The organism is Natrinema zhouii, assembly GCF_013456555.2.
Lineage (GTDB): Archaea > Halobacteriota > Halobacteria > Halobacteriales > Natrialbaceae > Natrinema > Natrinema zhouii.
Genome location: NZ_CP084885.1, coordinates 86186 through 109599 on the forward strand (window position 1 = coordinate 86186; position 23414 = coordinate 109599).

A 23414-nucleotide genomic window follows, 5' to 3' on the forward strand; every position below is an offset into this window, starting at 1 on the left:
ACGATGGAAATATTAGATTTAGCCTAATCTAATCCATTCTGGTGTCGTTCAAGATGATGGAGGAGACACTTCACCGCTTGGACGGGCGCGAATATACCTGGCGACATCGTTTGGAAGAGAGAGAGTCGTCTCCGAAGAGTCAGAATGGATGGTGATCATCCCAATGGGCGTGACTTCTTCGATGGTGAGTGATATCCCTGGTCTAATTCCCTGTTCATCGAGGTATCGAAGAACTCCGGTGTCTTGCGTGCGTACTTGTTGAATAACAACTGCGTCATTCTCATCGAAGTCAGTAAGAACAGATCCCGGTGGATCTTCGACAGTGTCTGAATCAGTGCTCGGAATTGGATCACCGTGGGGGTCGACCTGCGGTTCGTTAAGTTGTGTGTCGATTCTGTCGATGAACATCTCGCTCACGTGGTGTTCCAATTGGTCAGCCTCGTCGTGCACCTCGCTCCAATCGTAGCCGAGTTCTTCAGTAAGATAGGTCTCAAGCAGACGGTGATGGCGAATCACCTCAAGGGCGACGGATTTGCCCGTTGGAGTGAGTTCTACACCCTTGTAGGCCTCGTGGTTGGCCAGGTCCTTCTCGGCCAGTTTCTTCACCATACTCGTGACGGTCGGTGGCTTGACGTCTAGGTGTGAAGCAATAGCCGCTGTTTTGACCCTTCCATCACTCTCGGCCTGGATAATGTAGATGGATTTGAGATAATCCTCCATGACAGCACTCAGCATCTGTAATACTGGATTAGACTCGGCTAACTCATATATTTGTTCGTAACATAGGTCGAATTGGACCCCTTTCAGTTGGATGGCCAACCGCCGTTGACTCAACAAATAGAAAGAAGGAACAGGAATGGAGCGGGCATATTTTTTACAACTATAAAATATACTTATGATACAATCAATAATTTTAGGAAATACGACGATGTACACTAGGCATTGAGAACACCAGCCTCAACTCTGGCTGGCGCATAGAGGTCCATCGCGTTCCGACTGGAAAAGCAGCAGATCAAGTAGCTGTTTTGGCTAACCACTCGGTCTGCCAGTGAAAAGTTCTATACTGTAGGCCGGAAGTTTTGATACGCCAGCGAAATAGTCGCCGATATGGCCAAGGAAGGGAACAAGATTCCCGACCTCACGAAACGTCGAGTCCGCGAGCAACTCGCGGACGAGACAGATCCGAAGGCGATCAAACGTCTCACCGCTGCTCGCGAGTATCTCGAAGGGCTCTCTCCGGCCGATATTGAAGACAAATACGGATGGGACCGTCACACTGTCTACAACTGGTTGAATCGCTTTGAAGAGCGCGGCTTCGACGCCGCGCTCTACGATAAATCTCGTCCTGGACGTCCTTCCGAGCTCAGCGACAAACAGTCCGAGGAGTTCACTGCTGTACTCCATGATCCCCCTGAAGAAGTTGGATACGACGATCCAGCGTGGAGTACAGCTCTCGCCCAGCAATACCTCAGTGAGGTGTTCGACATCGCCTTCTCCCGCCGTCACACTCGCCGACTCATGCACAAGGCCGGGGTCTCGCCGAAGAGACCCCGGCCGGAGCCGGCCTCTGCCGATGAAGGCGAACGTGAGGAGTTCGAAGAGACGGTCGAAAAAAAGTAGGCCGCCGTGACGAGGACACCACGGTCGTCACGATCGACCAGACGCGGAAAGCGGTTGGAGCAGATCTCTACGCGGCATGGTATCCGGTTGGCGAGAGGCCGACCGTGGGCGTGTCGGCCTCTCGCGAGGGAGTGAACCTGCTGGGAGCAGTCACTGAGTACGGGGAGACGTCGGTGCTGGAGTGTGGCGGATCGTTCACCGGTGAGGTGACGATCCGCTTTCTGGAGCATCTCCAAGCGGAGTTCGGCGAAAAGCTGGTTGTACTGTTGGACCAGGCGACGTACTTCACCGCTGAGGCGGTGAAGGACTTTGCCGCCGATGAACCGATCGAGCTGGTCTATTTCCCGACTGGGTCGCCGGATCTGAACCCAACCGAAGAATACTGGCGACGACTCAAACTCGCCTTAGCAAACCGCTACTTCGGCAGTTGTGCCGAAATACGATCAGCAGTCTGGACAGCACTCGAATCAATTAGTCCACCAGGTGTCTATCAATACCTCTGTCTTTGAGTATAAATATCGAGATTATGCTATGAGCCGAGATCGTAGGGACATGCGGGTTTGTAACAACCAGAAGAAGAGAACCACAATATATTGAGAAGGTTCGTAGCTTTTGTTTCGCTACGTCGAATGATTCGACGAGACTGTGCTCTTCGAGGTAGCGGTACGACCACTCGGCGTCGGTCTGTCGGCAGCGTAACGCGCCGACCAGCGCATCGAACTCGACGGTGTTCTCACCGACTGGTTTCTCGTACCGGACAATCCGCCCCTCGTAGATGTTCGCCACGTCATTATCGAACTCCCTGATGTAGCCGGCGTTGGTGAGAAGAGCGTCGTATTCATCGAGTGATATCTCTGGTAGAACCATGTCGACATCGGTGGTGAACCGCGCCTGGAAGGCAGATACTGCCCATCCGACGACGAGCACGTATGGCAGGCCGGCATCCTGTATTGCACGATGCGTATCAATCAGTTCGGTTTGGCGTTCGGGGAGGCTCATGGGTGAATCGTTTTTCAGTCCGCAGTCATCCGGTCGTGGTGGCTCGCGTCGATATCCATGTCGTACTCCTCGGTAATGATCTCTAACGCTGGTTCGTAGGCCGGCCGATTATCCATCATCTGCTCGACCGTCTCATCCAATGGGATGACCGGTTACCGTCGATCCACTCTGTTTCAATGCCGCCTGCGGTGGGGAACAAGACGTAATAGATATCTCCCTCGACGTTGCTGGCATCGGGGCGTTCGTCGATCGTGGTGTCGATCCCGTATTGTTCGAAGAACGTGATCCAGCGGTCGACATCTTGATCGTGAACGTCGATGAACACGGGATAATCGTCATGGCTGCGCGCGATTTGATAGCCGCCGTGTGTCCAGACGTAGGCCGCGTCGATTTCCGTGTGCGCGAACTCCATCCCTGCAAAGTGAGGAATGATATAGGCGTCCTCCTGCGAGATACGGTCGCAGCGGTACAGTGCGCCCATCATTTCATTATAGTGGCGGCGCATCTCGTAATCGACGATGTGAATACCATCATCAGTATTTGAGATGATTTCTGCATCAGCCAACCGCTCGATCCAGTCGTATATCTACGAGTACGAGATATCGACCTTCTCCGCAATTCGGTTGATAGAATCCCCACGCTGTGCTGCCAAGACGATTTTCGCAGCGGTGGGATCCATGAACTCCGTCATCGACATGATACGCTCTTAGTTATCTCTATCGAGATAGGAACACAAAAGCGCTCTACATATGACCAGCTAGACCTAAGTTTCGTACAAAGGATGTTAAGTCCGGCAGACACCGACGTTGGGCCTCACTACCTGTTCGAATAGCTCTCAAAATGATGAACCCGAGTTAGAGCGCTCGCGGATCGCTATCGACAATGCTGGCAAACGCGACGTTCTCCTGGACTTGTTCGATTTCGACAGTCGGCTCGTCACCAGGCTGGGCGCCAGGTACGATCACGACGTATCCGCGTTCGACTTTCGCAATGCCGTCGCCTTGATCACCGACCGTCTCGATCGTCACGTCCCAAATCTCGCCTTCATCGACGGGTGGTCCCGACGGGGCTTGGTTCGCGTTTTGCCGAGAATGAGTATCCTGTGAATCCTGCTGATTCGTTGACTCAGCAGAGGATGGAGCTCCAAGGATTGCTACGCGATACGTCTCGTCGGCAGTGAGAGCCTCCTGATCAATTTCATTCGAAGGGACTTCGATGATGTATGCCCCGTTTCGTTGTAGAAGAGGGGCACTAAACAGGGAGCGAAGTGAGTCAGGAATTTCGACCATACGGGGGTATGAATCTCCGTGAACTAATCGATGACTCTTTAGATCAAGAGGGTGAGATTCACGGATTCCTACGAACTTTAGCTCCCTCACTCGTCCTCAGTCGGTTCTTCCCAAGGGATATCCCGTTTGTGACAACTTCAAACTTCGAGTTATCATCATCCTCCATTGCACTGAGTCCTCGCTGCACAAGGGTATGGACTTAGCCAGCCGACTCCGGGAAGAAAAACTGGTCATCTTCGGCGTCTGCACGGATCTCCATCGTCACATAGTAGTTGTCACCGGCTTCGGATCCAGAATATAACTATCGAACCAGCCATGACGATTGCACCGATTATTAGCCTGACTGTCGTGGGTGACAGCAGAGAATAGCCTGCGTCCGTGATGAAAGGAGTTAGAATGAAGCCGCCAGCGTACCCGCCGACGGTGAGGTATCCAGCGGCAAGGAGACGGACGAACCACTGTTCAACAATCGTATGCGAGCGGTGGTCTGGGTCTTCATTAGGTCGGGGATCAATGATTTCCGGGTCGGGTTTTTCCCGCTTGAGATATCGCCATTCATCGAGATACATTCGGACAGGGAGGGCAGACTCTATTTGGTTGAGAATAGCATATCGGGCCTTGTTCAGCCGGCGATAGGACTGTAAACTCTGGTACCAGAAGTAGCAGATCAGACTGCCAAATCCAGAGGCGAACACAACGATAGCAGCACTCGTAGCCGTCAAATTTCCGCGGGCAAGAGCGAAGAGCCCGGCCAGTATCGACGTCAAAATCAAGCCGAAAAACCGGTTCATCTGAACCCGTTGATTCGCGGTCTCGATTGCCACTTCGCCATAGTGGATGTATTGATCCATCAATCGATCCGTCTCCTCGTCGTTCAGGTTCGTTAACGGTCCATCCTCAACGGTTTCGGACTCGGCCGGTTCGGCTGGATCCCCATCAGGAATCTCTTCGGAGTGTTCCGGCTCCGTTTCAGGCGTGTCTTTGTCCTCAGTATTCTCGCCAGAATCGGCATTATTCAACTCACTCTCGCCTTTAGACTTGTCAGCTGGTTCAGGCATGTTCCGCTAAGGCCTCGACGAGTGATGCTTTGCGCCATCCTGAGAGTAGTGAGACGTAGAAACGGTTTGTACGTAGATGCCGTTCGGAGACCGCCATTACGCTCTCCGTGTAGTACGTGTACTGATCGATGAGCGTCTCATCACGCTCTGGACGTCTGGGTGAGAATCGAGTACTGTCATCCTCCTGTGTTGGGCCGTGCTCGTCCGAGGGTGTATCACCCATGCTTCGCGATAGCATCCACGATAGATTGCTGCCGCCAACCGACAATCTCATCCGCTGCCTCCGTCACCACTGCCGGAAGCCGCTCGTTCCCGTTCGGTCGCACACCGATGATGGGCTTCTCGAAATGGTCAGCTATCTCAATCTCTTCCTCGATCCACTCGCTGTGCGAGACGTACATCCCAGCGACGACGACTACCACATTTGTCTGCCCAACCTGCTGGTAGAGCTGCTGACGAAGATCATTCGTGTCTTCGAACTCCATCGGATCGTCCTCTGGGACGCTGAAGTTCTGCCAGTTCAGTTGATTTTCATCATCAAGGAACTTCTCGATGCGTTCACGCTGCTCGGAGTATTTCCACGAGTGGCTCACAAACACCCGGTACGGCCGATCTTCTAGAGGGAGACGCGGCCGTGTCGATGTGCCAGTCTCATCTGTCGTGGAGCCAGATGAAACCAGGCCGCCAAGTCCCTGAGCGCCCTTGTACGTGAAATAGCCTGCTACGATGGCAGCGATAATGAGTTCCGGGGCGTCGTGCCAGAGATAGCGAAGTGAGTCGTCATGCGGATCATGATCAACTTGTCCACCTTTCCAGTCTGCATACCCAGCGAGGAAATCTTTTCCGGGATCGACGACGTCGGAATTTTGCTGGTCTGCGGTTGGAACTGATGTCGTATTGGAGCCGTCAGTAGTATCCTCGAACAGACCAGCAAACGGATCGTCTTCCCCGTTTGATTTGACAAGGGCATTCACGTCAAGGCTTCCTGTAGGGCTTTGCACCTCGACGGTCGGGACGTTGGTGACAGGATCGTTTTCGTTGGGTGTCACAGGCGATACATCGCAATTTGGGTATTTAAACCCAAGGGGGTTTTTACTATTTAGGAGAGTTTATGTCTCCCTTGGTTTTCGGAAAGAAATTAACTCGGGTTTCAGCGGAATTTCCGCCAGAGATGCGATATTTAGCCGGTGACCAGTTATTGGGATCTGCTTTCCGGAAACGACCCGGTCACGTATTTATGGCCTGACGTAGAACCCCTCCGTTACTAACATCATGTTATGCAATGCTCGTGCCCTTCGTGCCGGGGTCATTCCCCGAGAAGTCGAGCATCGCGACTAGGAAGTCAACCACCTCTCCAGCGTTCTCGAACCCATCACCAACGGCGAACCTGCCGACACCGCCATCGTCGACGACGAGTACTACAGACGTCGGGACAGGAGTGATGGCTGAGGGCGTGACGACGTCGCTCACTGCAAATCCCCTCCTCGATGCGTGGACAGCGACTGGCGCCGGAGGGCGGTAACGATGGGACGAACGAACTCGACATATCGGGATGCACTGCGGGCTATCGAGGAGCGCTGGGCGGACTTCCGGCGAGCACTCTACCGTCGCGACCAACCCCGCTTCGACCAGCTGTTCGCGTACGCTCGCGAACACGCCGACGCCAGCGGGCTGTTGAACCACCAGAACCCGCTACTTCCGGCCCTCCTCAGCATCGATTTCGAACAGGAGACCAGGCTCGATGCACACGAAGAGCGCCTCGACGATCTCGAGGATGAACTCAACGCACTACGTGAGCGGTACGATGAGAGGGACGATAAGCCACAGCCAGCTGACGACTGATACCGATGCCGTTCAAAATCGACTTCCTCGACGACCACGTCCTCGAATGGGAGGTGACGACCGACGGCACCGTGGCCACTGAGCGCCGGGACTACACACTGCGGCTCTACGTTGCACCACGCCCGCCAGAGACTGACGTCGATCTCTCTGAATTCCAAGCGTTCTATGAGCGTCATCCGGACGTCGTCGCGACCGAGTTCGTCGACCGTCGTTCTGGGTTTCGTCGTGACCTGGAGCGGGTCCTTGCGATCGATGTTACACACGTCGACCGGGTGACGGCGCTCGCCAGCCAGACACGCCAGCTCTCGGGATATTCCATCGGCGGTGTCGCCTGTTTCAACGTGGGCTTCTCGCGGGAGTTCCGTTACTGTATGGAGAATGATGTTGAGCCAACACCGGCGAGCAAGCTGTCGACGCTCCGCCTCAGTATCCCGGTGACCGAGACGAACAGTGACACCTACGCCGAACTTGGCGTGAACGGCGAGACCGTCACGGGATCTCCTCACGGCGGTCCAAGACGTGATCGACACCCTCGACCCGGATATCGTCATACTCTCGACGAGCGAGATCATGCCGACGCTCTACGGGATGGCTCGCGACGCCGGCGTCGACGGCTTCATGCTGAGTCGGTGGTCCGACATCGACTACCAACAACTTGCGAGTCAGTCGACGTATTCGAGCTACGGTCGCGTCGGACACTCTCCGGCCCGCTACAACGTGCTGGGCCGTGCTATCATCGACGAGTCGAACACGTCCTTCTTCGGTGAGACGAACCTTGAGGGAGTTTTCGACCTCGTCTCGCGGTCGAAAAGTCAGCCCAGGAGTTCGCGTGGGCATCGATCGGGAACGTCCTCATTGCCATCCAGATTTGCGAAGTACACGAACGCAATGTGCTGACGCCGTGGAACTCCTGGTGTCACGAGTCCTACAAGACGATGGGAACACTCCACGATGCCGACCCGTGGTGGGTTTACCTTCGCGCCCGAAGTAGGGCTACACGAGGACGTCTACGAACTCGACTTCTCCAGTCTCTACCCGAACATCATCTGCACGCAGAACGTGTCGCCCGACGTCATTCGGTGTGACTGTCACAGTGATCGCGCAGACGTTCCCGACCTCAGCTACTCGATTTGCGACGGGCGGGGTTACCTCGTCGACGTCCTCCAACCGCTGGTTGACACTCGCGATGAGATCAAGGCCGGCATTCATCGCGAACAGCAGCGCGACGATCTTGACCAAGACCGTCTTGACAAACTCGAGGGGCGGTCGGCCGCGCTGAAGTGAATTCTCGTCGCGTGCTTTGGGTATCAGGGATTTAGTAACGCGAAATTCGGCGAATCGAGTGCCACGAAGCAATCAACGCGTTTGCTCGGGAGATCCTGCTGACTGCGAAACAGCGGTTGGAAGCAGGTACAGGGTGTCATAGAAAAGTTCCCATACCCTCACTGTGACTACCTGACAAACGGTAAGTACAGACCACGGACTGAACGTCTCCCAAATACTCCCAGTAGCCATATCTGTCTCGAACTCCAGTTTACTATGTGAACGATTCTAGCGGATCAGATGATCTACCCAGTGGCGAAGCCGATCTTCTAATTGAACGGGACGAGACGTACCAGCACGATCGATACGGTCTCGTCGAGGTCTCCGATATCTGGAAAGGTGTCCACGAAGTCGATTCGGCGCGCAATATGAATCAAAAGAACACGATCATCGTCCGATTCTCGGCCGAAGAAAAAGGAGAAACAGTGGACGAAATCACCGACACACTGAATGAGTTTCTCGAGGCAATCGAATAACGGACCACGACCCCTCTAGAATTTGTTATATCGATCAATTCGCAAGTGTAGTGAACGGATAGTTCGCTCCAGATTGCGTGAAAAGAACGTCATGCAGATCGTTCTATGACACCCTCAGCAGGTAGGTTGCGCGTCGTCCACGAGATCGTCGACTCGATCTAGGTGACGCCCGACCCGGATAGTCGTTAGCCGCTGAGATTACGGAGACCGTCGAGATCCGTCTCGAATATGAAGCCGAGTACGAGTGGGTGGCGTTCCTGCCCCAGCGCGAGAGCGACGCCGGCGCGTTGACGAAGTATTTCGGGAAGTCGCGGGCGAGGCTGAGTTCAAGATACGCGGCATCGAAGCCCGGCAGCGGTCCACGCCCGAGTTCATTGAAGATGTCCAGCGGGAGTGCCTCGACCACCTCGACACAACCCAGTCTCCAAAGGCGGTCTTCGGCTGTCTCGAACGTGCAATCTTGAAGTACCATGCCGGTGAGGTGGCGATGGAACGACTCGTCGAACGGAATCTCGTCTCCGAACCACTCGAAGGATATACACAGAACACGCAGAACGTGGCGGCGCTAAAACGTGTTCGCGACCAGGACCTCGCGGTCCATCCCGGTCAGGATATTGAGTACGTGGTCGTCGACGACGAGAAATCTTCGCGGGACCGCGTCGACCTCGCCCACGAGGCGGTCGAGACGTACGATCCGTCGTACTACGAGACGCAACTCGTTCGCGCTGTCGAGAGTATTCTCTCACCGCTTGGATGGGATCGGACGGACATTTGTCGGGAACTCGCCGAGACACGAGCTATATCTGACGGCATTCACAGCTGTCCAGAACGAGTGATTTGCCCTCAGAAGTCGCTAGCGGTTCCACTGCATTCTCCATAGTATTGGTGACACGAACTCCCAGAGGGCCACCCCTATCGATTTGTTGTGTGAGACCACTAGTCTGTGCGGACCCACCCCTATCGACTTGTTCTTTCCAGCGACGAAACTGAATCGTCGACAACACCCTTGCCCCTATCGGTTTGTTCGAGGGAGGTGCTACTGATTGAGCTGTGCGTTCACGACGGTACGGAGCTCGTCGTCGTGGATGTCGTCCAGCCGCGAATCTTCCCGGAGCGTCTCGATTATGGTCTGCGGGTTCTCGCCAAACGTGAACTCGAGGTAGCTACCTGAGTGTGGCCCCTGGCTCTTCCGCTCTGTCTCGACCAGCGAATACGTCGTGAGCTCTTTCATCTTATTCACGTATGTCTCCTGGTGGTACTGATCCGAATCGAGGGTGCCTGTCAGGTACTGATACACTCGGTATCCGTGCGGGCTTTTCGCTGCACCAGTGCCCGTTTCACACGCAACAGCCGCAGTCGCGAAGAGACAGTGCTTTTTCTGCGTGCTAATCCCACGAGTAACCTCTAATACGCGGTTCTTCTCAACCTTATCTTGGCCCTCTCGAACGTGCTCCTCACGAACTTCGTCTGCACCTGTTTTTTCTGCGATCGATCCTGCTGTTCGCATCAGGTCGATCGCCTTCCGTGCGTCCCCATTGGTTTGCGCGGCGAATGCTGCTGCGAGAGGGATGACGTCCTCGCTGAGTGCATCCTCGTGGAAGGCATCTTCTCGAGCCCGGAGAATCTCCCGGAGTTGGTTGGCGTCGTAGTCGCTGAAGTGAACGTCTTCAGGCGTAAACGAACTGAGAGCACGACTTCCCACGCTATCCATCATCTTCGTATCGTTAGTGATGGCGGTCACGGAGATCTGGGCGGTGATCTCGTCGGTGCTTCCGGCGCGAGAGAGTTGATAGAGAAGACGGGAGAAGGCTGGCTCATCCTTATCCCGGCGACCGACAAGCATATCGAGTTCATCGAGGATGAATACGACTGTATCATAGTGTTCGTTGATGAGACGGTAGAGTTCGCGCCATTTCTTCTTATTTGGGACGCCGTGCTCTGGGACATCGACAGTCGTTCCGATATCGTTCGCCACTTTTCGGGCAAGCTCGTAGACGGCTGCGCCGAGGGTCCCGATGTTCTGACAGTTCATCTGGATGACGCCAAACTGGATATCACGGCTTTCGCAGAGGTCGACGATGTTCTCACAAACGGCATTGATGATGAGAGATTTCCCGGTCCCAGACGGACCATAGAGGAGGAGATTCGGCGGCCGCTCGTTACTAATTGCAACACGAAGATGTTGGGTGATATCGGTGAGCTGGGTATCACGGCCGACGATACGTTCCTCGTCGACTATCTCGTTTGGTTCGAGGAGAGAGCGGTTCTTGATGAGACTCGCAGCTTCCTCCTGCTCGAGGATGAGATCTTTAATAGAACCCGTGGACTCGGGGGTTTCCTCAGGACCAGGATCCGTGGGCATACCCCACCCCACTCTATCAGGATACTAAAAGATTCCCCTGTCGATTTCTTTTCTACCGGTATGACGTTCAGAGACAGGATATCAGAGAGTTTCACTGCTGTCCTCCTTGACCTCCGACGATTTGTTAGGAACTCTTCGTCTAGGCTGCTTCATAAGGAATACAGCACACCCTCCCACCCCTATCGATTTGTTCCAACTACAAAGGAAGGGGAGGGGAGCTCGGTCCTTGAACGGGTTGTTGTGGCACCTATCTCACAATTAACGTAGAATCAAGAGATGCTTCCACTGTTCTCTTTCTTCTTTCTAGTTCTAGTTACTAGCTAGCTAGAAGAACGCACCTCTATCGATTTGTTCTAACTATGCTCTGTCGCCCCATTTCCTTCTATACGGACATTAAAGTCACTGACTGAGGAATCAAGGTACGAAGAGTAGTCTTGTACAGTTTGTTATCACTTCCTCTCCCAGGTTTACTACTCTACTCTCACCCCTATCGATTTGTTCACTACCTCTGTACCCTGTCGAATACAGTAGCAATCGAACTAATAAAGACTGGAGTAACCGAGGGTCCCAATTCTGATAAGCCATATTCTCGTGGATTTCCTGTAATCGATCCTTCCCTCCCCACCCTTTCTCGCCAGAACAAATCGATAGGGGTGGGTGTGTAGTTCTGTAGATACTGTCGCAATAGATGCAGCCAGTCACGCGTAGGGCTAGCTCTATTTTTCAATTTCGGTATTTTCTCTATTGATTCAATAATCATCTTCTGCAGATAACTTCTCTCTGAACAAATCAATAGAGGTGACCCTTCGCATGCAGATGGTTTCATTGAACAAGTCGATAGGGGCGCGTCTCTTCGACGTCTAGATCGGAGTTAAATTTTTCAGCTCCTGTATTCGGATCCGGATCTACATTCTCCGCCCTGTTGAAGAACCGACGGAAACGTGGGGTGTGAGTAACCGATTCGTCTCTACATCGTTATTCTTGAGACCACTCACGAGAGCCTCGGTACACTCGACGAGATCGTCCTCAGTCGTCCACCGACAGAGACGGTTAGCATCGTCAAGCATCTCGAAGATTGCCGTCTGCATTCCGCTATATGGGTTGTCGATCTCGATGCCCATGTCGAACGTGTCCGCATCCAACGTGTCGTACTCGCGTTTGAACACATGGGACGTCGCGAAATACTCCTCGAGAGCCGTGAAGTAGCCTTGCTCGACGAGGGAGCCGCCCTGAGAGTGTTCGGCGACACCCACAATGACATCCGTGTAGTCCGCGAGTAGCCGGGATTTGAGGTAGGTGTTCGTCCACTCACTCCGAATGTCGATCACTAGGAACGCGTATGCACCGGGACTCCGATTGAGGCGATCTTTTACTAGCTGGAGACGACGGATTTCAGGTCGCCCGTAGCTGCCGAGAACGAAGTACGAACTCTCAGCTGAGAATATCGGCGTGAGCTCCGCAATACTCTATTTGAGGGCTTTGTACTCTTCTGGCGTGAGTGAGGCCTCGTGAAGATACTCGTCAGCTTTCTCGGCGAATTCGTCGACAGTGACCGAATCCTCACTCATCTGACCGAGCGTTCTCCCACACCCTGCTTCAATGTAGCGACCACATTGTTAACCGTATCGCTTCAAACTAATTCGTATTTAAGCGAAACGCTTTTGCACGCACTACCCGAACAACGAGGTAATGAGTACCTCCGACCACACGCCAAGCGGCCTAGAGTCCATTCGGGCGCGGCTTAACGTCGTCACCCAGTTGACGCGGTTCTCGCTCCTCCAGGATATCCTCGGGCATCCGTCGGAATTACCGACGCTCAAGGAACTCGACTACGTCAACCCCAGCAAGAGCCAGACGACGATTCGCCAGCACCTCCAACAGCTCGTCGACGCCGGCATCGTCGAGGAAGTGCTCTTGCCGAAGGATCGCCGGCAAAACGATCTGCCGTACAAGTTTTACGGGATCAGTGATGACGGTCGACAGTTCCTCAAGGAACACAAACTGCTCCGAGCACAGGACACACTCCGCAACATCTACGACCAGGTTGAGAAGACCAACGAAATCAAACGGTACGAGACTGCGCTACGGCCCAAGCACTGACGCCTTCCTGATTTCATTTCGCAGAGGGGGTGTTACCTGAACTACCGACATCCCGAATTTTGATGCTATCTAATCTATTTGTCCGGATTGATTGGGCCTTTGTATTTTGACGTGACACTATCGTCTTCCCGCCACTGCCAGTAGTAGTAGCGGTTGTCGTTGATCTCCTTTATCGTGATTGTAGCCTTCAAGGGGACATTGTTTGGGAGATCCTCCGGTCGCTCCTCGATCTGTTCTTCCTCGTCCTGTTCGGCCAGTCGGACTTCGCGTTCGCGATGTTCGGCGAGCCCCTCGCGTACTGGGCGATATGCTGGAGCACCTCTGGTGATTGCTCATCGAGCATCTCCACTACGTCGTCGGGGATTTCTTGCGGTGGGGAATAGGACATAGATCACTGGTGTGTTAACCAACACTGGTGCTAGAATCTTAGTGCTGTTGGTTAACTCGGGTCGCTCTTATCACTACTTCTGCGGTTCAGCGGCGGTACTATCTCTGTTCCTGCCCTGTAGATCTATATGAACAGTGTCTCGTTCGGTATACGAACTCCAAAAACCGCCATCCGACGGTTTCTTGCTCCCCTTCGGGGCGCGTTCATGACGCGCCCCGATGGGTCAACGTGGTCACGGGCAGCAAACACGTGGAATGTCGCTCCAGCGTATGTTGGAGGCCTGATCCGTCCGGGCAGTCACAAGACTCTCCGAGGGATCGGCAAACGGCTCGCGATCAATGAACACCGTGTTCGACGGTTCATTAGCGAAAGTCCGTGGGAACACGAATCTGTTCAGGAGTATCTCAATCAACAGATCCCAGAGACGATCACATCGCCAGCGGCGATGCTGATCGCCGATGATGTTGACATCCTCAAACAGGGTCATCATAGTGTGGGTGTCAAGCGTCAGTACGCCGGATCAATTGGGAAGATTGCTTCTTGTCAGGTCGGCGTTGACCTCGTGGCGGCGGTTCCGGGCGAGGCCCGGAACGCCGACCAAATCACGTGGCCGCTTGGATTCGAGTTGTATCTTCCCCGCAAGTGGATTGAAGATGATGAGTTTGGAGACCGGCGACAGCAGTGTGATGTCCCTGAAGATGTTGATTTTCGGACAAAGCCGGAGATCGCAGTTGATCTTCTCTCACGGGCGCGGAAAGCGTCGGTCCCCCACGCCTGCGTGGGGGCCGACTCGGGGTATGGAAAGTATCTCTCATTCCGTACTCAGCTCCGGGAATGGAACGAACCCTACATCCTCGGTGTCAGCCCCAAAGATCTACCCGTTATTCCAGAATCAACGCGGATCGAGGAGCCCGGTCGGGGGTCGGGCCGCGGCCGACCCCCGTCCGAGCCACGATATTCTGAGAATGTAATCCCTCAGTCCCCAGTAGAGATCAGTGCTGACCTTGATGACGAACACTGGAGTGAGGTATCGTGGGCAGAAGGAACGAAAGAACCGCTTTCCGGGCGGTTCTTTCGAACACGTGTTCGTGTTGTAAAGAGCGTGGCAAAGCGGCGTGTCTCGGACGAAACCGGATGGCTTCTGTTGGAAGATGGCGAAGACAAATTGCGGGCGTGGCTGTGCTGGGGTGTAGATGAGTGGAGTTTAGAGGAGTTAGTGAGATACGCCCACCTCCGGTGGGCGATCGAACGATTCCACGAAGACGCCAAGCAGGTACTGGGATTGGATCAATTCGAAGGCCGTACGTGGAAAGGATGGCATCACCATGTGACGATTGTCTTACTTACACATGCGTTCATTACATCCGAGCGGGCCGCGCGAGGCGCGGCCGCTCGGCTCCCTTCATTTCCCGAAGTTGCCCGAGAACTTGTCTACGAGATGGCTACACAGATTGCAGAACACGAAGGACTGACACGAGAGAAAGCGAGAGATCTCGGCGCTGCCATGGTGAGGGGGTTGACTGACTGGTGATCAACCGCAGAAGTAGTGTTATGTAGAGTTGCGGAACGCCCCACAGTTACACTGTGATGGCTGATCTCAAGAGAATGTGTCTCAGCCAGCATTCGGGAAGATGCTGCAACAGCTCGTTGATCTTGGAGTGATTGAACTGCAGACGAAGCCGCTCGATTTGATCATCGAGCGGCGACTCAAGAAATTCTGGGAGCAGGCTCCGTGTCCAGAATGCGATGATCCAAGCATCCAAACATGGCTGTCATCGAATCGTGTTATCTGCCGAAGCTGCGGGTTCAAGCCGGTTTACACTTATGGAACACCGTTTCACGAGAAGCACCTTTCCAGTGGTGAGGTGCTTCTCGCGTTCATCCTCTATGCCGACACGCTGTTGAGTATCTAGAAAATTGCGACACTGCTCGATCGAGCGTACAAGACCGTCTACTACGCCATTCGAGAGGTCGAAGCCGCGGTTCAGCGAGGCTTCCCGATCGTCTGGAACCAGTTCCAACAGAAAATCGACGGACCAGTACAAATCGATGAATCTAGCAGCGTCTGTTCAGGATACAAAGACCAAGACCCGACGAGACAATGATTATGTTGGTTAACGTGGGCGCTTTCTTCTGGTCTTCTTGTAATCCAGCTGCCTACCACGATGAGAACCTGTTTCTCGGCCCCCCCTTCTCTAACTGTATTGCACCGGTATCATTGCTACCGTAATGGTCTTGCCGCCGGAGCGTGTAGCACCCAGATATGGAGCGAAAAACGATTGCGGTCACCGGGATGTCCTGCGACGGCTGTGAGCAGAACGTCGAGAACGCGCTCAAAACTGTCGAGGGTGTCACTCGCGTCGAGGCCGACCACGAGGGAGATTCTGTAGAGTTCGTTGTCGACGAGGACACCGCAGACGACGACCTCACTACAGCGATTCGAGATGCTGGCTACAACGTCACGGCCTAGACGGTTGCCTCATCCTCCTGTCCGATTGCTGTGTTTTCCCCATCAACGGTGAAGTCGGTGTTGACGCCCTCGCCGGCGAGTAGTTGGCCACCGAAACTGTTGGCGAGGACGGCCGTTACTGACAGTACCATCGCGATCATCGCGAACACCGGATGGACCAGTCCGGTCGTCGCAGCGGCGACGCCGACCCCGTTGAACGTGAACGCCGCTAGCAGGTTCTGACGCGTCTTCCGGTAGCTTTCCGTCCCGATTTCGTAGGCATCCATCACACCGCCGAGGCGGTCGCCCATCAGGACAATATCTGCGCTCTCGATAGCGATGTCGGTGCCTGCACCGATGGCGATCCCAATATCGGCTTGCGTGAGGGCAGGCGCGTCGTTGATCCCGTCACCAACCATCGCTACACGATGCCCTTCATCCTGGAGACGGCCGATCTCGTCACGCTTCTCGTCCGGCAGGACGTCGGCCATTACCTGGCCGATGCCTACCTCAGCCGCGACCGTCTCGGCGGTGCGCTCGTTGTCTCCGGTGATCATTACTGGGGTAATCCCCGCATCGATCATCCGCTCGATTGTCGCTGCGGCGTCGGCCTTGATCTCGTCACCGATTCCGACGAGGCCGACGAGAGTACCATTACGAGCGATGCCCGATACAGTGAGGCCCCGATGCTGGAGGCGCTCAATCTCGTCGGTGGCCGCTGAGAGATCAATGCCCTCTGTCGTAAGCCAGTCTGGTTTGCCGACCCGCACATCATCCCCGTCGACTGTCGCCGTCACGCCCTTGCCGGTCACCGACTCGAACGACTCGGGATCGATGTACTCGATGCTCCGGTCGTCGGCGTCCTCGAGGATGGCGTCGGCGAGGGGATGTTCGCTGAACGCCTCCGCGCTTGCCGCCGTCGCGACCACGTTTTCCTCGGTCTGCTCAAGCGCAACAACCTCGGAGACCGCCGGCGTTCCGACCGTGATCGTCCCGGTTTTATCGAGGACGACGTGGTCGACGTCAGGGAAGATCTGGAAGGCATCGCCGCTGCGCATCAGGATGCCCAGGTTCGCGGCCTTGCCGCCGCCGCGAATCAGGGCCAGCGGTGTCGCCATGCCGAGCGCACACGGATACCCAAGGACGAGGACCGCGAGCGCGGCGAAGGCTCCGGTTTGCACCTGTAGGCCGGTGCCGAGGAATGTTCCGGGAACGACTGTCGGAATGGTCACCCAGAACAGGAACGAGAGGACGGCGATCGTCAGCACGCCGGGGACGAAGTACTTGAGGACGCGGTCGGCGAGCTGGATAATACCCGGCTTCATCGCACGGGCTTGCTCGATTTCGCGGGCCACCTGATTCAGGAACGCATCCTCGCCGGTGGCGGTTACTTCCACCAGGAGCGTCCCGGTCTCGTTGATGCTCCCGCCGATCACCTCATCACCCAACTGTTTCTCTTCGGGGATGGACTCGCCAGTCGCAACCGACTCGTCGACGGTCGATTCCCCATCGACGACCGCGCCGTCGATGGGGATTGTCTCGCCGGGTTTGACGCGGACGCGGTCACCGACTTCGAGGTCGTCGATAGCGACTTCTTTGACAGCACCGTCGTCGCGCGGATCGCCTTGCTCCCCGCTCGACTGTTCCGAGGCGCTTCGCGCCTCGCTCTCGGTGACGCGATGGGCGGTGTCTGGTCGAAGGTCAAGCAGACTCTGTACTGCCTGTGATGCCCGCGTTCGGACGAGAAGGCTGGTGTATTCTGAGAGGATATGATAGGTGGTGATGAAGACGGAGACGGCGAAGAAGTGGACGGTCGGGAACTTGGGGAAGACGAACAGGCCGAGAAAGCCCCCAAAGAGGCCAGCGAACGCACCGGCCTCCAGCAGGACGTGCTGGTTGAAAATGCACCTTCGAAGGCTGTTGTACGCCTTCTCGAGGATGTAACGGCCAGGGCCGAGCATCGTGCCGAGTGCGAGGCCGAGGGTCACGAGATCCATCGCGAGCGATGTCGATTCGAACCGTCCCATCACAAAGATCATCCATAGCATCAATCCGGCGGTACCGATGGATGCGCCGCCGGCGAGCAGGAGTCGACGTTTCCCGTTGGTGAGCTCTGCCTGTTGTTCCTCGAATCGCTTCTCTTTGTCCGGGTCGCGGATCGTGTACCCGAGGTCGCGGAGCGTATCCTTCAGTTCAACCTCGCTCAGCGTCTCGTCATCGTAGTGGACGAGCACCTCTTCGTGGGCGAGGCTGACGTCGACATCTTCGACGCCGTCGGTTCGGCTGTATGCCTTCTTGATACTCTCGGCGCAGAACGAGCAGGACATCCCCCCGACGTTGAATTGTTTCTGTGTCGTTCCCATCGTGGTAGTAGGTTACTGCGTGACGCTGAAAACCGTTACGACGAACATTATAGCGGTAACCCATACGTTACACTATTGCTGGATGAATGGCGTTACTCTTACTGACGTCGTGCATCTATACATCCTCAAGAAAATGGCTCTGCTCGAATCTGACGTGCCGATCCGTGAGGTTGTGACTACGGATCCGGAGAAGGCGAAAGCGCTGGAGAACAACGTACGAGCAAAGATCATCGATATGCTCACTGAAAAGGAGATGACCATCGAGGAGATTCACGACGAGCTGGACCGTCGCGGCGAGGAGAAGGCCGAGACGACGGTGCGCCATCACGTAAACGTCCTGAAGGATGCGGGGATGGTCGAAATAGCGCGACTGGAGGAAGCTGGCGGTGGCACGCGAAAATACTACAAATCGAACACCCGCATTTTCTCCTATGACCTCCCAGGGGACGCTGAGGAGACGCTCGCTGGGGCGCAGGAAACAGCGACAGCGGAGCTAACGAACCTCATAGAGACGCTCTATGAAGAGCACGGCGACGACATCGAAGCGGTTGCACGGGAGATGAAGCCGTGCGAGTACTGTGCAACACAGCACTACGAGGAGTTCGTCATCCGGGAATTGCTGAACTGCGCGCTCATCGACCTAACAGAGGGTGAAACGCTGGAGGCGCTACGTCCTGACTTAGAACAAGCCGACGATGAATCCGAGTCCCATGACGACGAGGACGGTCGCTGAGAACAGCGGCAGATACGGTGTATACTGCTTGACCTCTTCCTCGTATTCCTGATAGCCGGCGATGAGCAGCATCGTCAACCCCACGATACCGACGATGACCGTCAGCGCATACGCGGCCATCAGTTCGAGACAGTACATCGAACCGGCACAGAGACCGATAATTTCAAACTCCTCCTCGTGGGCAAACCCAAGAACGAATGCAAACCAGGCAATCCCGAACAGTCCGCGGTCGGCTTCATCGCTTGCCACAGTCCCGTGCTCGTGCGAATGCCCACCGATTCCGCCAAGCCGTTTTTTCACCCGTGTAACGAGTCCGTCCGAAGACTGCTCATGCGTCGGAGACGTGGCGTGGTCGTGGTGGACCGAGTGAGTGTCATCGTGTTCGTGGTGGTTGTGGGAGTGTCCGTGTGCGTACTCTCGAATCCCGAGTCCGATGAGTAAGACACCCGCGACGATACTTACCGGTCCGCCAATGTAGAATCCGCCGAGGATGGAGATCGGCTCGTTTACCTGGGTCAACTGGAAGTACGATTTCGCGTAGAAGAACACGCCGACCATCGCCAGACTGCTGATGAGGTGTCCGATACCGATGAGGGAGCTGGCGGCGAACCCGTAGAGCCACTTGTTGGATTGATCGAGCGCATAGCTCGCAGCGACTGGCCATCCGTGTCCGGGTTCGATGCCGTGCACGAACCCGAGCGCAATCGCGCCGACCAATAGTGGAAACGCCTCGCCATGTAGCATTCACCTTTTCCTCTATCGCCGTGCTGTATAGCGATTGTTAAGAGTGAAACGGGAATTCCGTAATAATCGAGGGCTCAAGACAGCAGGGAACCAACTGGGGAGTATGCGAACGAGCTTGAACGTGTCTGAGGACATTCTCGACGAGTTCGACGAGACGTGGCAAGCTGAGGGACTAGACTCTCGCTCGCGGGCGATTCGTGAAGCGATGCAGGAATATATCGAAGGGCATTCACAACTCGAAGAGGTCTCGGGCGAGGTCGTCGCCGTTCTGGCCTTCGATTACCAGCATCACGAGGTGATTCATGACCTTCATTCTGCCCAGCATCAGTTCCAGGACGTGATCGAGACGATGAGCCACACCCACCAGGGCGACTGGTGTTTGGAGACGGTCTTTTGTCACGGCGATGCTGCGCGGGTACGGGAACTCGTGTATCGGCTCCGTGATTTTGACGGAGTCGGTCGGGTGAAAACGATGTTACTCCGATCAGCCACATGACCTTCCCGGGTACCATACTACCCATAGATGGGTAGATCTAGTCTCTCAGGAGGGTTTATGAACGCCACCGGCGGCGGAGTTGATGCTCTCAGGGAGTGTGGGGTGGATGTGCATCGTGTTCGCGATTTGTTCGGCGGTCGCGCCGAGTTCGATGGCGAGGACGAGTTCGTGGGCGATTTCGGCACCTTGTTCGCCGACGACGTGCGCGCCGAGTAGTTCGTCGGTGTCGGCGTCCGTGACGAGTTTGACGAAGCCTTCGGTTTCGCCGAGTGCCTTCGGCTTGCCCTGGTCAGCGAAGTCCTGGTGGCCGATGCCCACCTCGTACCCTTCGTCTCGAGCTTCTTGTTCGGTGAGCCCGACGTGGCCGACTTGCGGGTCGGTGAACACTGCCCACGGGACGGTTCGGCCCTCGGTACTGATCTCTTCGTCTTTCGCGAGGTGGCGATACAGCAGGTCTGCGTCGTCGCGAGCGGAGTGGGTGAACATCGGTGGCCCACTCACGTCGCCGATGGCGTAGACGCCATCAGCAGTGGTTCTGAAGCTGTCATCGGTTTCGACGAACCCGCGGCCGTCCAGCGACACGCTGATATCTTCGAGCCGAAGGCCGTCCGTATTCGGTGTACGGCCCGCGGCGAGGGCAATGTCCGAGACGGTGACGGAGACGGCGCCGTCGGCATCTGCGTCGACACGGGTGCCGTCGTCGGTCTCCGTAAGTGTCGTAACAGGTGCATCGGTCTGTACTGTGATTCCTTCGTCTTCGAAGGCGGTCTCGATGACGTCGCTCACCTCTGAATCCTCCTTGGGAAGGAGGCGGTCGCTACGCTGGAAGATGGTGACATCCACACCGAACCGGCTGTACATCTGGGCGTACTCACAGCCAACGTAGCCACCACCAACGACGGCCAGCGATTCGGGAACCGCGTCAAGCTCCAGTAGATCAGTGCTGTCGTGAACATCGACGTCCTCAAGACCCTCAATTGGCGGTCTCGTCGGTCGGGCGCCCGTGTTGATGACGATGTTTTCAGCGGAGAGGGTTCGGTCGGCGACCTGGAGTTCGTGTTGCGACGCGAAGACGCCGTGGCCTTCGATGAAGTCGATATTCTCGTTGCTCTCGACGTTCTCGTAGGCCCCCTCGCGGATGCTCTCGACGATGTCATCCTTCCGTTCGACAATCGCTTCCATGTCTGCCTCGATGGCGCCGTCGATATCGATACCGAACTCTTCGCTCCGGCGAGCGAGGTTCGCGACTTCCGCACTCCGGATCATCGTCTTCGTCGGGATACACCCACGATTGAGACACGTCCCGCCGAGGAGATCTTCCTCGACGAGTGCTGTCTCCATCCCTGAATACGCACATTTCATCGCGACTGGGAGGCCAGCCATCCCGCCACCGAGGACGAGCAGGTCGTAGTCGTACCCGTTATTCATCGGTCGGGCCCCCGTTCTGAGTGGTGTAGTCGTCGGCCGTTCGTTCTTGGTTGGGACGTAATGCGGAAATCATTGTGTTCACGAATTCGGTCATAAGTTGGATAATGCTAGTGAGGTGGTGATTCTATTCGACGCAGCAGCTCATCGTCGATGTGTCGCGCCGGAACGCCTGACAGGCGTGTTTGAACGCTTCGCTGAACGTCGGGAACGGGTGGACGGTGTCGATGATATCGTCGACGGTCAGCCCGAATTTCACCGCCAGCGTCGCTTCCATGATCATGTCGGCAGCCCGAGGACCGACCATGTGGACGCCGACGATCTCGTCGGTCTCGTGGTGTTTGACGACCTGGACGAGCCCGTCTGTGTTCTTGACTGCTTTCGCTCGGGGAACGTCTTCCATCTGGATGGTCCGACACGAACAGGTTCCGTGCTTGTCCATGTACTCCAGTTCGGTCGTCCCGACAGCGGCGACCTCGGGGTCAGTGAACACGACTGCTGGAACCGTATCGTAGTCGATGCTGACGCTCTCGTTGTCTTCTCGCGGGCTCCGCCCGCTTGAACGGCCCGAGGAGCGTAGCTCCGCGCTGCCGAAGGCGTTCTTGACGGCGTGGTTGCCTTCTTTGGCGGCGACGGTTTCCAGTTCGGGTTCGCCGATCACGTCGCCGGCGGCGTACACGTCTGGGTTCGTCGTCTGGAAGTGCTCGTCGACGTGGATGGTCCCATCGTCGTTTGTTTTGACCCCGACCCTCTCCAAACCGATCCTCTCGCTGTTCGGCTGGACGCCAGTCGCGACGAACAGCGCATCCGCGGTGACCGTTAGCTCGTGGCCGTCGACGGCTGTCTCGACGGCCACGCCAGTCTGTAGCGCGTCGACGCCGCCGTCAGTTGCTGGCGCGCGGACGCGCTGGAAGTCGTTGCTGATGATCACCTCAATTCCCTCTTCTTCGAAGGCGCGCTGCATCTCACGGCCGAGCTGGCTTTCCATCCCCGAGAGGACGCGCTCGGAGCGCTGGAGGATGGTCACGTCGACGCCGACACGGTGGAGGATCTGGCCCCACTCAAGCGAGATGTAGCCGCCGCCGATGATCACGATGCTCTCGGGGAGGTCACGCTCCTCGAGGATGGTTTCGCTCGTGTAGTAATCGATGTCGTCGAGGCCGTCGGTGGGTGGTTCCCACGGTAAACTCCCGGTTGCGACAAGCGCTTTCTCCCCGGTGATGCGTGCCCCTTCGTCGGGGCCGTCGACGACGTCGATGGTCGCGTCGTCACCGGACTGTGTCCGGTTGCCCGAGGGACCTCGTCCCTCGCTGTCGACCAACTGACCATAGCCCTCGTAGATGTCGGTCTCGAAGTGGTCGGCGACATCCACGTAGTTCGTCTGCCGGAATCGCTCAACGAGGGTGTCGGTCCCGTCTAGTGCAGTCGCCCAGTCAACAGCTGGTTCGTCGTCACTGCACTGGACGGCGTCGAACGGGTTGTCCCGGGACGCGAAAGCGCTCTCGCTAACCGCCAGTAGGTGCTTGCTAGGGACACAGCCGATGTTCACGCAAGTGCCGCCGATCGGCAGGCCCGTATTCACCATCGCCGTCGACAACTCCTGGCGGCTCGCTTCGGTAATCGCGGCGAACGACGCTGCACCACCGCCGAGAATCACGAGGTCATACGAATGGGCGTCTTCCATCGTATCCGAAGATAGGAACACGAAGTAATTATACTCCAGAGTCCGAAGCTATGGAGTAGGTTG

At 56.0% G+C, this 23414-nt stretch carries 18 protein-coding genes and 7 pseudogenes; 12 read left to right on the top strand and 13 right to left on the bottom strand.

Going from position 1 to position 23414, the window contains the following annotated elements; genetic code table 11:
* Positions 1–48 precede the first annotated feature (48 nt).
* Positions 49–720: a metal-dependent transcriptional regulator gene (locus tag HYG81_RS44575; RefSeq protein ID WP_233289955.1), complete on the bottom strand. Its 672-nt coding sequence runs from the start codon at positions 718–720 to the stop codon at positions 49–51.
* Positions 721–1107: 387 nt separating this feature from the next.
* On the opposite strand from HYG81_RS44575, the gene HYG81_RS44580 reads away from it, so the two are divergent.
* A protein-coding gene (locus tag HYG81_RS44580; RefSeq protein WP_226778856.1) for an IS630 family transposase occupies positions 1108–2129 on the top strand; the annotation gives its coding sequence in 2 pieces (ribosomal slippage) (positions 1108–1599 and positions 1602–2129; 1020 coding nt in all).
* Here the strand turns inward: HYG81_RS44580 and HYG81_RS44585 are convergent.
* The 5 genes and pseudogenes from HYG81_RS44585 to HYG81_RS44605 all read right to left on the bottom strand — a co-directional run bounded on the left by HYG81_RS44585 (position 2092) and on the right by HYG81_RS44605 (position 6015).
* A complete protein-coding gene (locus tag HYG81_RS44585) occupies positions 2092–2619 on the bottom strand; it encodes a hypothetical protein (protein WP_226778857.1) in 528 nt (175 codons plus the stop codon). The two genes, HYG81_RS44580 and HYG81_RS44585, sit on opposite strands and share 38 nt — an antisense overlap.
* A gap of 14 nt (positions 2620–2633) precedes the next feature.
* Positions 2634–3205 (bottom strand): annotated as a pseudogene (locus tag HYG81_RS44590) (helix-turn-helix domain-containing protein).
* A gap of 268 nt (positions 3206–3473) precedes the next feature.
* Complete coding sequence (locus HYG81_RS44595; protein WP_226778858.1) at positions 3474–3908, bottom strand: TRAM domain-containing protein; 435 nt, start codon at positions 3906–3908, stop codon at positions 3474–3476.
* A gap of 275 nt (positions 3909–4183) precedes the next feature.
* A complete protein-coding gene (locus HYG81_RS44600; RefSeq protein WP_226778859.1) occupies positions 4184–4966 on the bottom strand; it encodes a RipA family octameric membrane protein in 783 nt (260 codons plus the stop codon).
* Between the two features lie 215 nt (positions 4967–5181).
* On the bottom strand, positions 5182–6015 hold the full coding sequence (locus tag HYG81_RS44605) for a TIR domain-containing protein (protein WP_226778860.1): 834 nt from the start codon (positions 6013–6015) through the stop codon (positions 5182–5184).
* Between the two features lie 223 nt (positions 6016–6238).
* Between HYG81_RS44605 and HYG81_RS44610 the strand changes: the two are divergent.
* The 5 genes and pseudogenes from HYG81_RS44610 to HYG81_RS44630 all read left to right on the top strand — a co-directional run.
* Positions 6239–6373: pseudogene (locus HYG81_RS44610) on the top strand (AAA family ATPase); the annotation flags it as partial.
* A 117-nt stretch (positions 6374–6490) separates the two neighbouring features.
* Positions 6491–6808 (top strand): DUF8156 family protein, encoded by a 318-nt coding sequence (locus HYG81_RS44615; protein WP_226778861.1) that lies wholly within the window; start codon positions 6491–6493, stop codon positions 6806–6808.
* Positions 6809–6813: 5 nt separating this feature from the next.
* Positions 6814–8220 (top strand): annotated as a pseudogene (locus HYG81_RS44620) (type B DNA-directed DNA polymerase); the annotation flags it as partial.
* A gap of 129 nt (positions 8221–8349) precedes the next feature.
* Positions 8350–8607: a hypothetical protein gene (locus HYG81_RS44625; protein WP_226778862.1), complete on the top strand. Its 258-nt coding sequence runs from the start codon at positions 8350–8352 to the stop codon at positions 8605–8607.
* A 117-nt stretch (positions 8608–8724) separates the two neighbouring features.
* Positions 8725–9443: pseudogene (locus tag HYG81_RS44630) on the top strand (DNA polymerase domain-containing protein); the annotation flags it as partial.
* 200 nt (positions 9444–9643) lie between these two features.
* On the opposite strand, the gene HYG81_RS44635 reads toward HYG81_RS44630, so the two are convergent.
* Positions 9644–10969, bottom strand: coding sequence for an orc1/cdc6 family replication initiation protein (locus tag HYG81_RS44635; protein ID WP_226778863.1), 1326 nt, complete (start codon positions 10967–10969; stop codon positions 9644–9646).
* 995 nt (positions 10970–11964) lie between these two features.
* Positions 11965–12537: pseudogene (locus HYG81_RS44640) on the bottom strand (DUF8170 family protein); the annotation flags it as partial.
* Positions 12538–12658: 121 nt separating this feature from the next.
* Between HYG81_RS44640 and HYG81_RS44645 the strand changes: the two are divergent.
* Positions 12659–13069: a helix-turn-helix domain-containing protein gene (locus HYG81_RS44645; RefSeq protein WP_226778864.1), complete on the top strand. Its 411-nt coding sequence runs from the start codon at positions 12659–12661 to the stop codon at positions 13067–13069.
* A 74-nt stretch (positions 13070–13143) separates the two neighbouring features.
* Here the strand turns inward: HYG81_RS44645 and HYG81_RS44650 are convergent.
* A pseudogene (locus HYG81_RS44650) lies at positions 13144–13457 on the bottom strand (DUF6788 family protein).
* 205 nt (positions 13458–13662) lie between these two features.
* Here HYG81_RS44650 and HYG81_RS44655 point away from each other — a divergent pair.
* The 3 genes and pseudogenes from HYG81_RS44655 to HYG81_RS44665 all read left to right on the top strand — a co-directional run bounded on the left by HYG81_RS44655 (position 13663) and on the right by HYG81_RS44665 (position 15927).
* Entirely contained in the window at positions 13663–14988 is a 1326-nt protein-coding gene (locus tag HYG81_RS44655; RefSeq protein WP_226778875.1) for an IS701 family transposase, read from the top strand.
* A gap of 100 nt (positions 14989–15088) precedes the next feature.
* Positions 15089–15556, top strand: a pseudogene (locus HYG81_RS44660) (transposase); the annotation flags it as partial.
* Positions 15557–15720: 164 nt separating this feature from the next.
* Positions 15721–15927 carry a heavy-metal-associated domain-containing protein gene (locus tag HYG81_RS44665; RefSeq protein ID WP_226778865.1) on the top strand — a complete coding sequence of 69 codons (207 nt, stop codon included), beginning with the start codon at positions 15721–15723 and terminating at the stop codon, positions 15925–15927.
* On the opposite strand, the gene HYG81_RS44670 is transcribed toward HYG81_RS44665, so the two are convergent.
* Positions 15924–18269, bottom strand: coding sequence for a heavy metal translocating P-type ATPase (locus HYG81_RS44670; protein ID WP_226778866.1), 2346 nt, complete (start codon positions 18267–18269; stop codon positions 15924–15926). The genes HYG81_RS44665 and HYG81_RS44670 overlap by 4 nt on opposite strands.
* Before the next feature lie 133 nt (positions 18270–18402).
* Between HYG81_RS44670 and HYG81_RS44675 the strand changes: the two genes are divergently transcribed.
* A complete protein-coding gene (locus HYG81_RS44675) occupies positions 18403–19002 on the top strand; it encodes an ArsR/SmtB family transcription factor (protein ID WP_226778876.1) in 600 nt (199 codons plus the stop codon).
* Here HYG81_RS44675 and HYG81_RS44680 read toward each other — a convergent pair.
* Positions 18949–19746, bottom strand: coding sequence for a hypothetical protein (locus tag HYG81_RS44680; RefSeq protein WP_226778867.1), 798 nt, complete (start codon positions 19744–19746; stop codon positions 18949–18951). The genes HYG81_RS44675 and HYG81_RS44680 overlap by 54 nt on opposite strands.
* A gap of 103 nt (positions 19747–19849) precedes the next feature.
* On the opposite strand from HYG81_RS44680, the gene HYG81_RS44685 reads away from it, so the two are divergent.
* Positions 19850–20242: a CopG family ribbon-helix-helix protein gene (locus HYG81_RS44685; protein WP_226778868.1), complete on the top strand. Its 393-nt coding sequence runs from the start codon at positions 19850–19852 to the stop codon at positions 20240–20242.
* 45 nt (positions 20243–20287) lie between these two features.
* On the opposite strand, the gene lpdA is transcribed toward HYG81_RS44685, so the two are convergent.
* Complete coding sequence (gene lpdA / locus HYG81_RS44690; protein ID WP_226778869.1) at positions 20288–21670, bottom strand: dihydrolipoyl dehydrogenase; 1383 nt, start codon at positions 21668–21670, stop codon at positions 20288–20290.
* 124 nt (positions 21671–21794) lie between these two features.
* The gene (merA, locus tag HYG81_RS44695; protein WP_226778870.1) at positions 21795–23351 is read right to left on the bottom strand and encodes a mercury(II) reductase; all 1557 of its coding nucleotides are present in this window, start codon (positions 23349–23351) and stop codon (positions 21795–21797) included.
* Between the last annotated feature and the right edge of the window lie 63 nt (positions 23352–23414).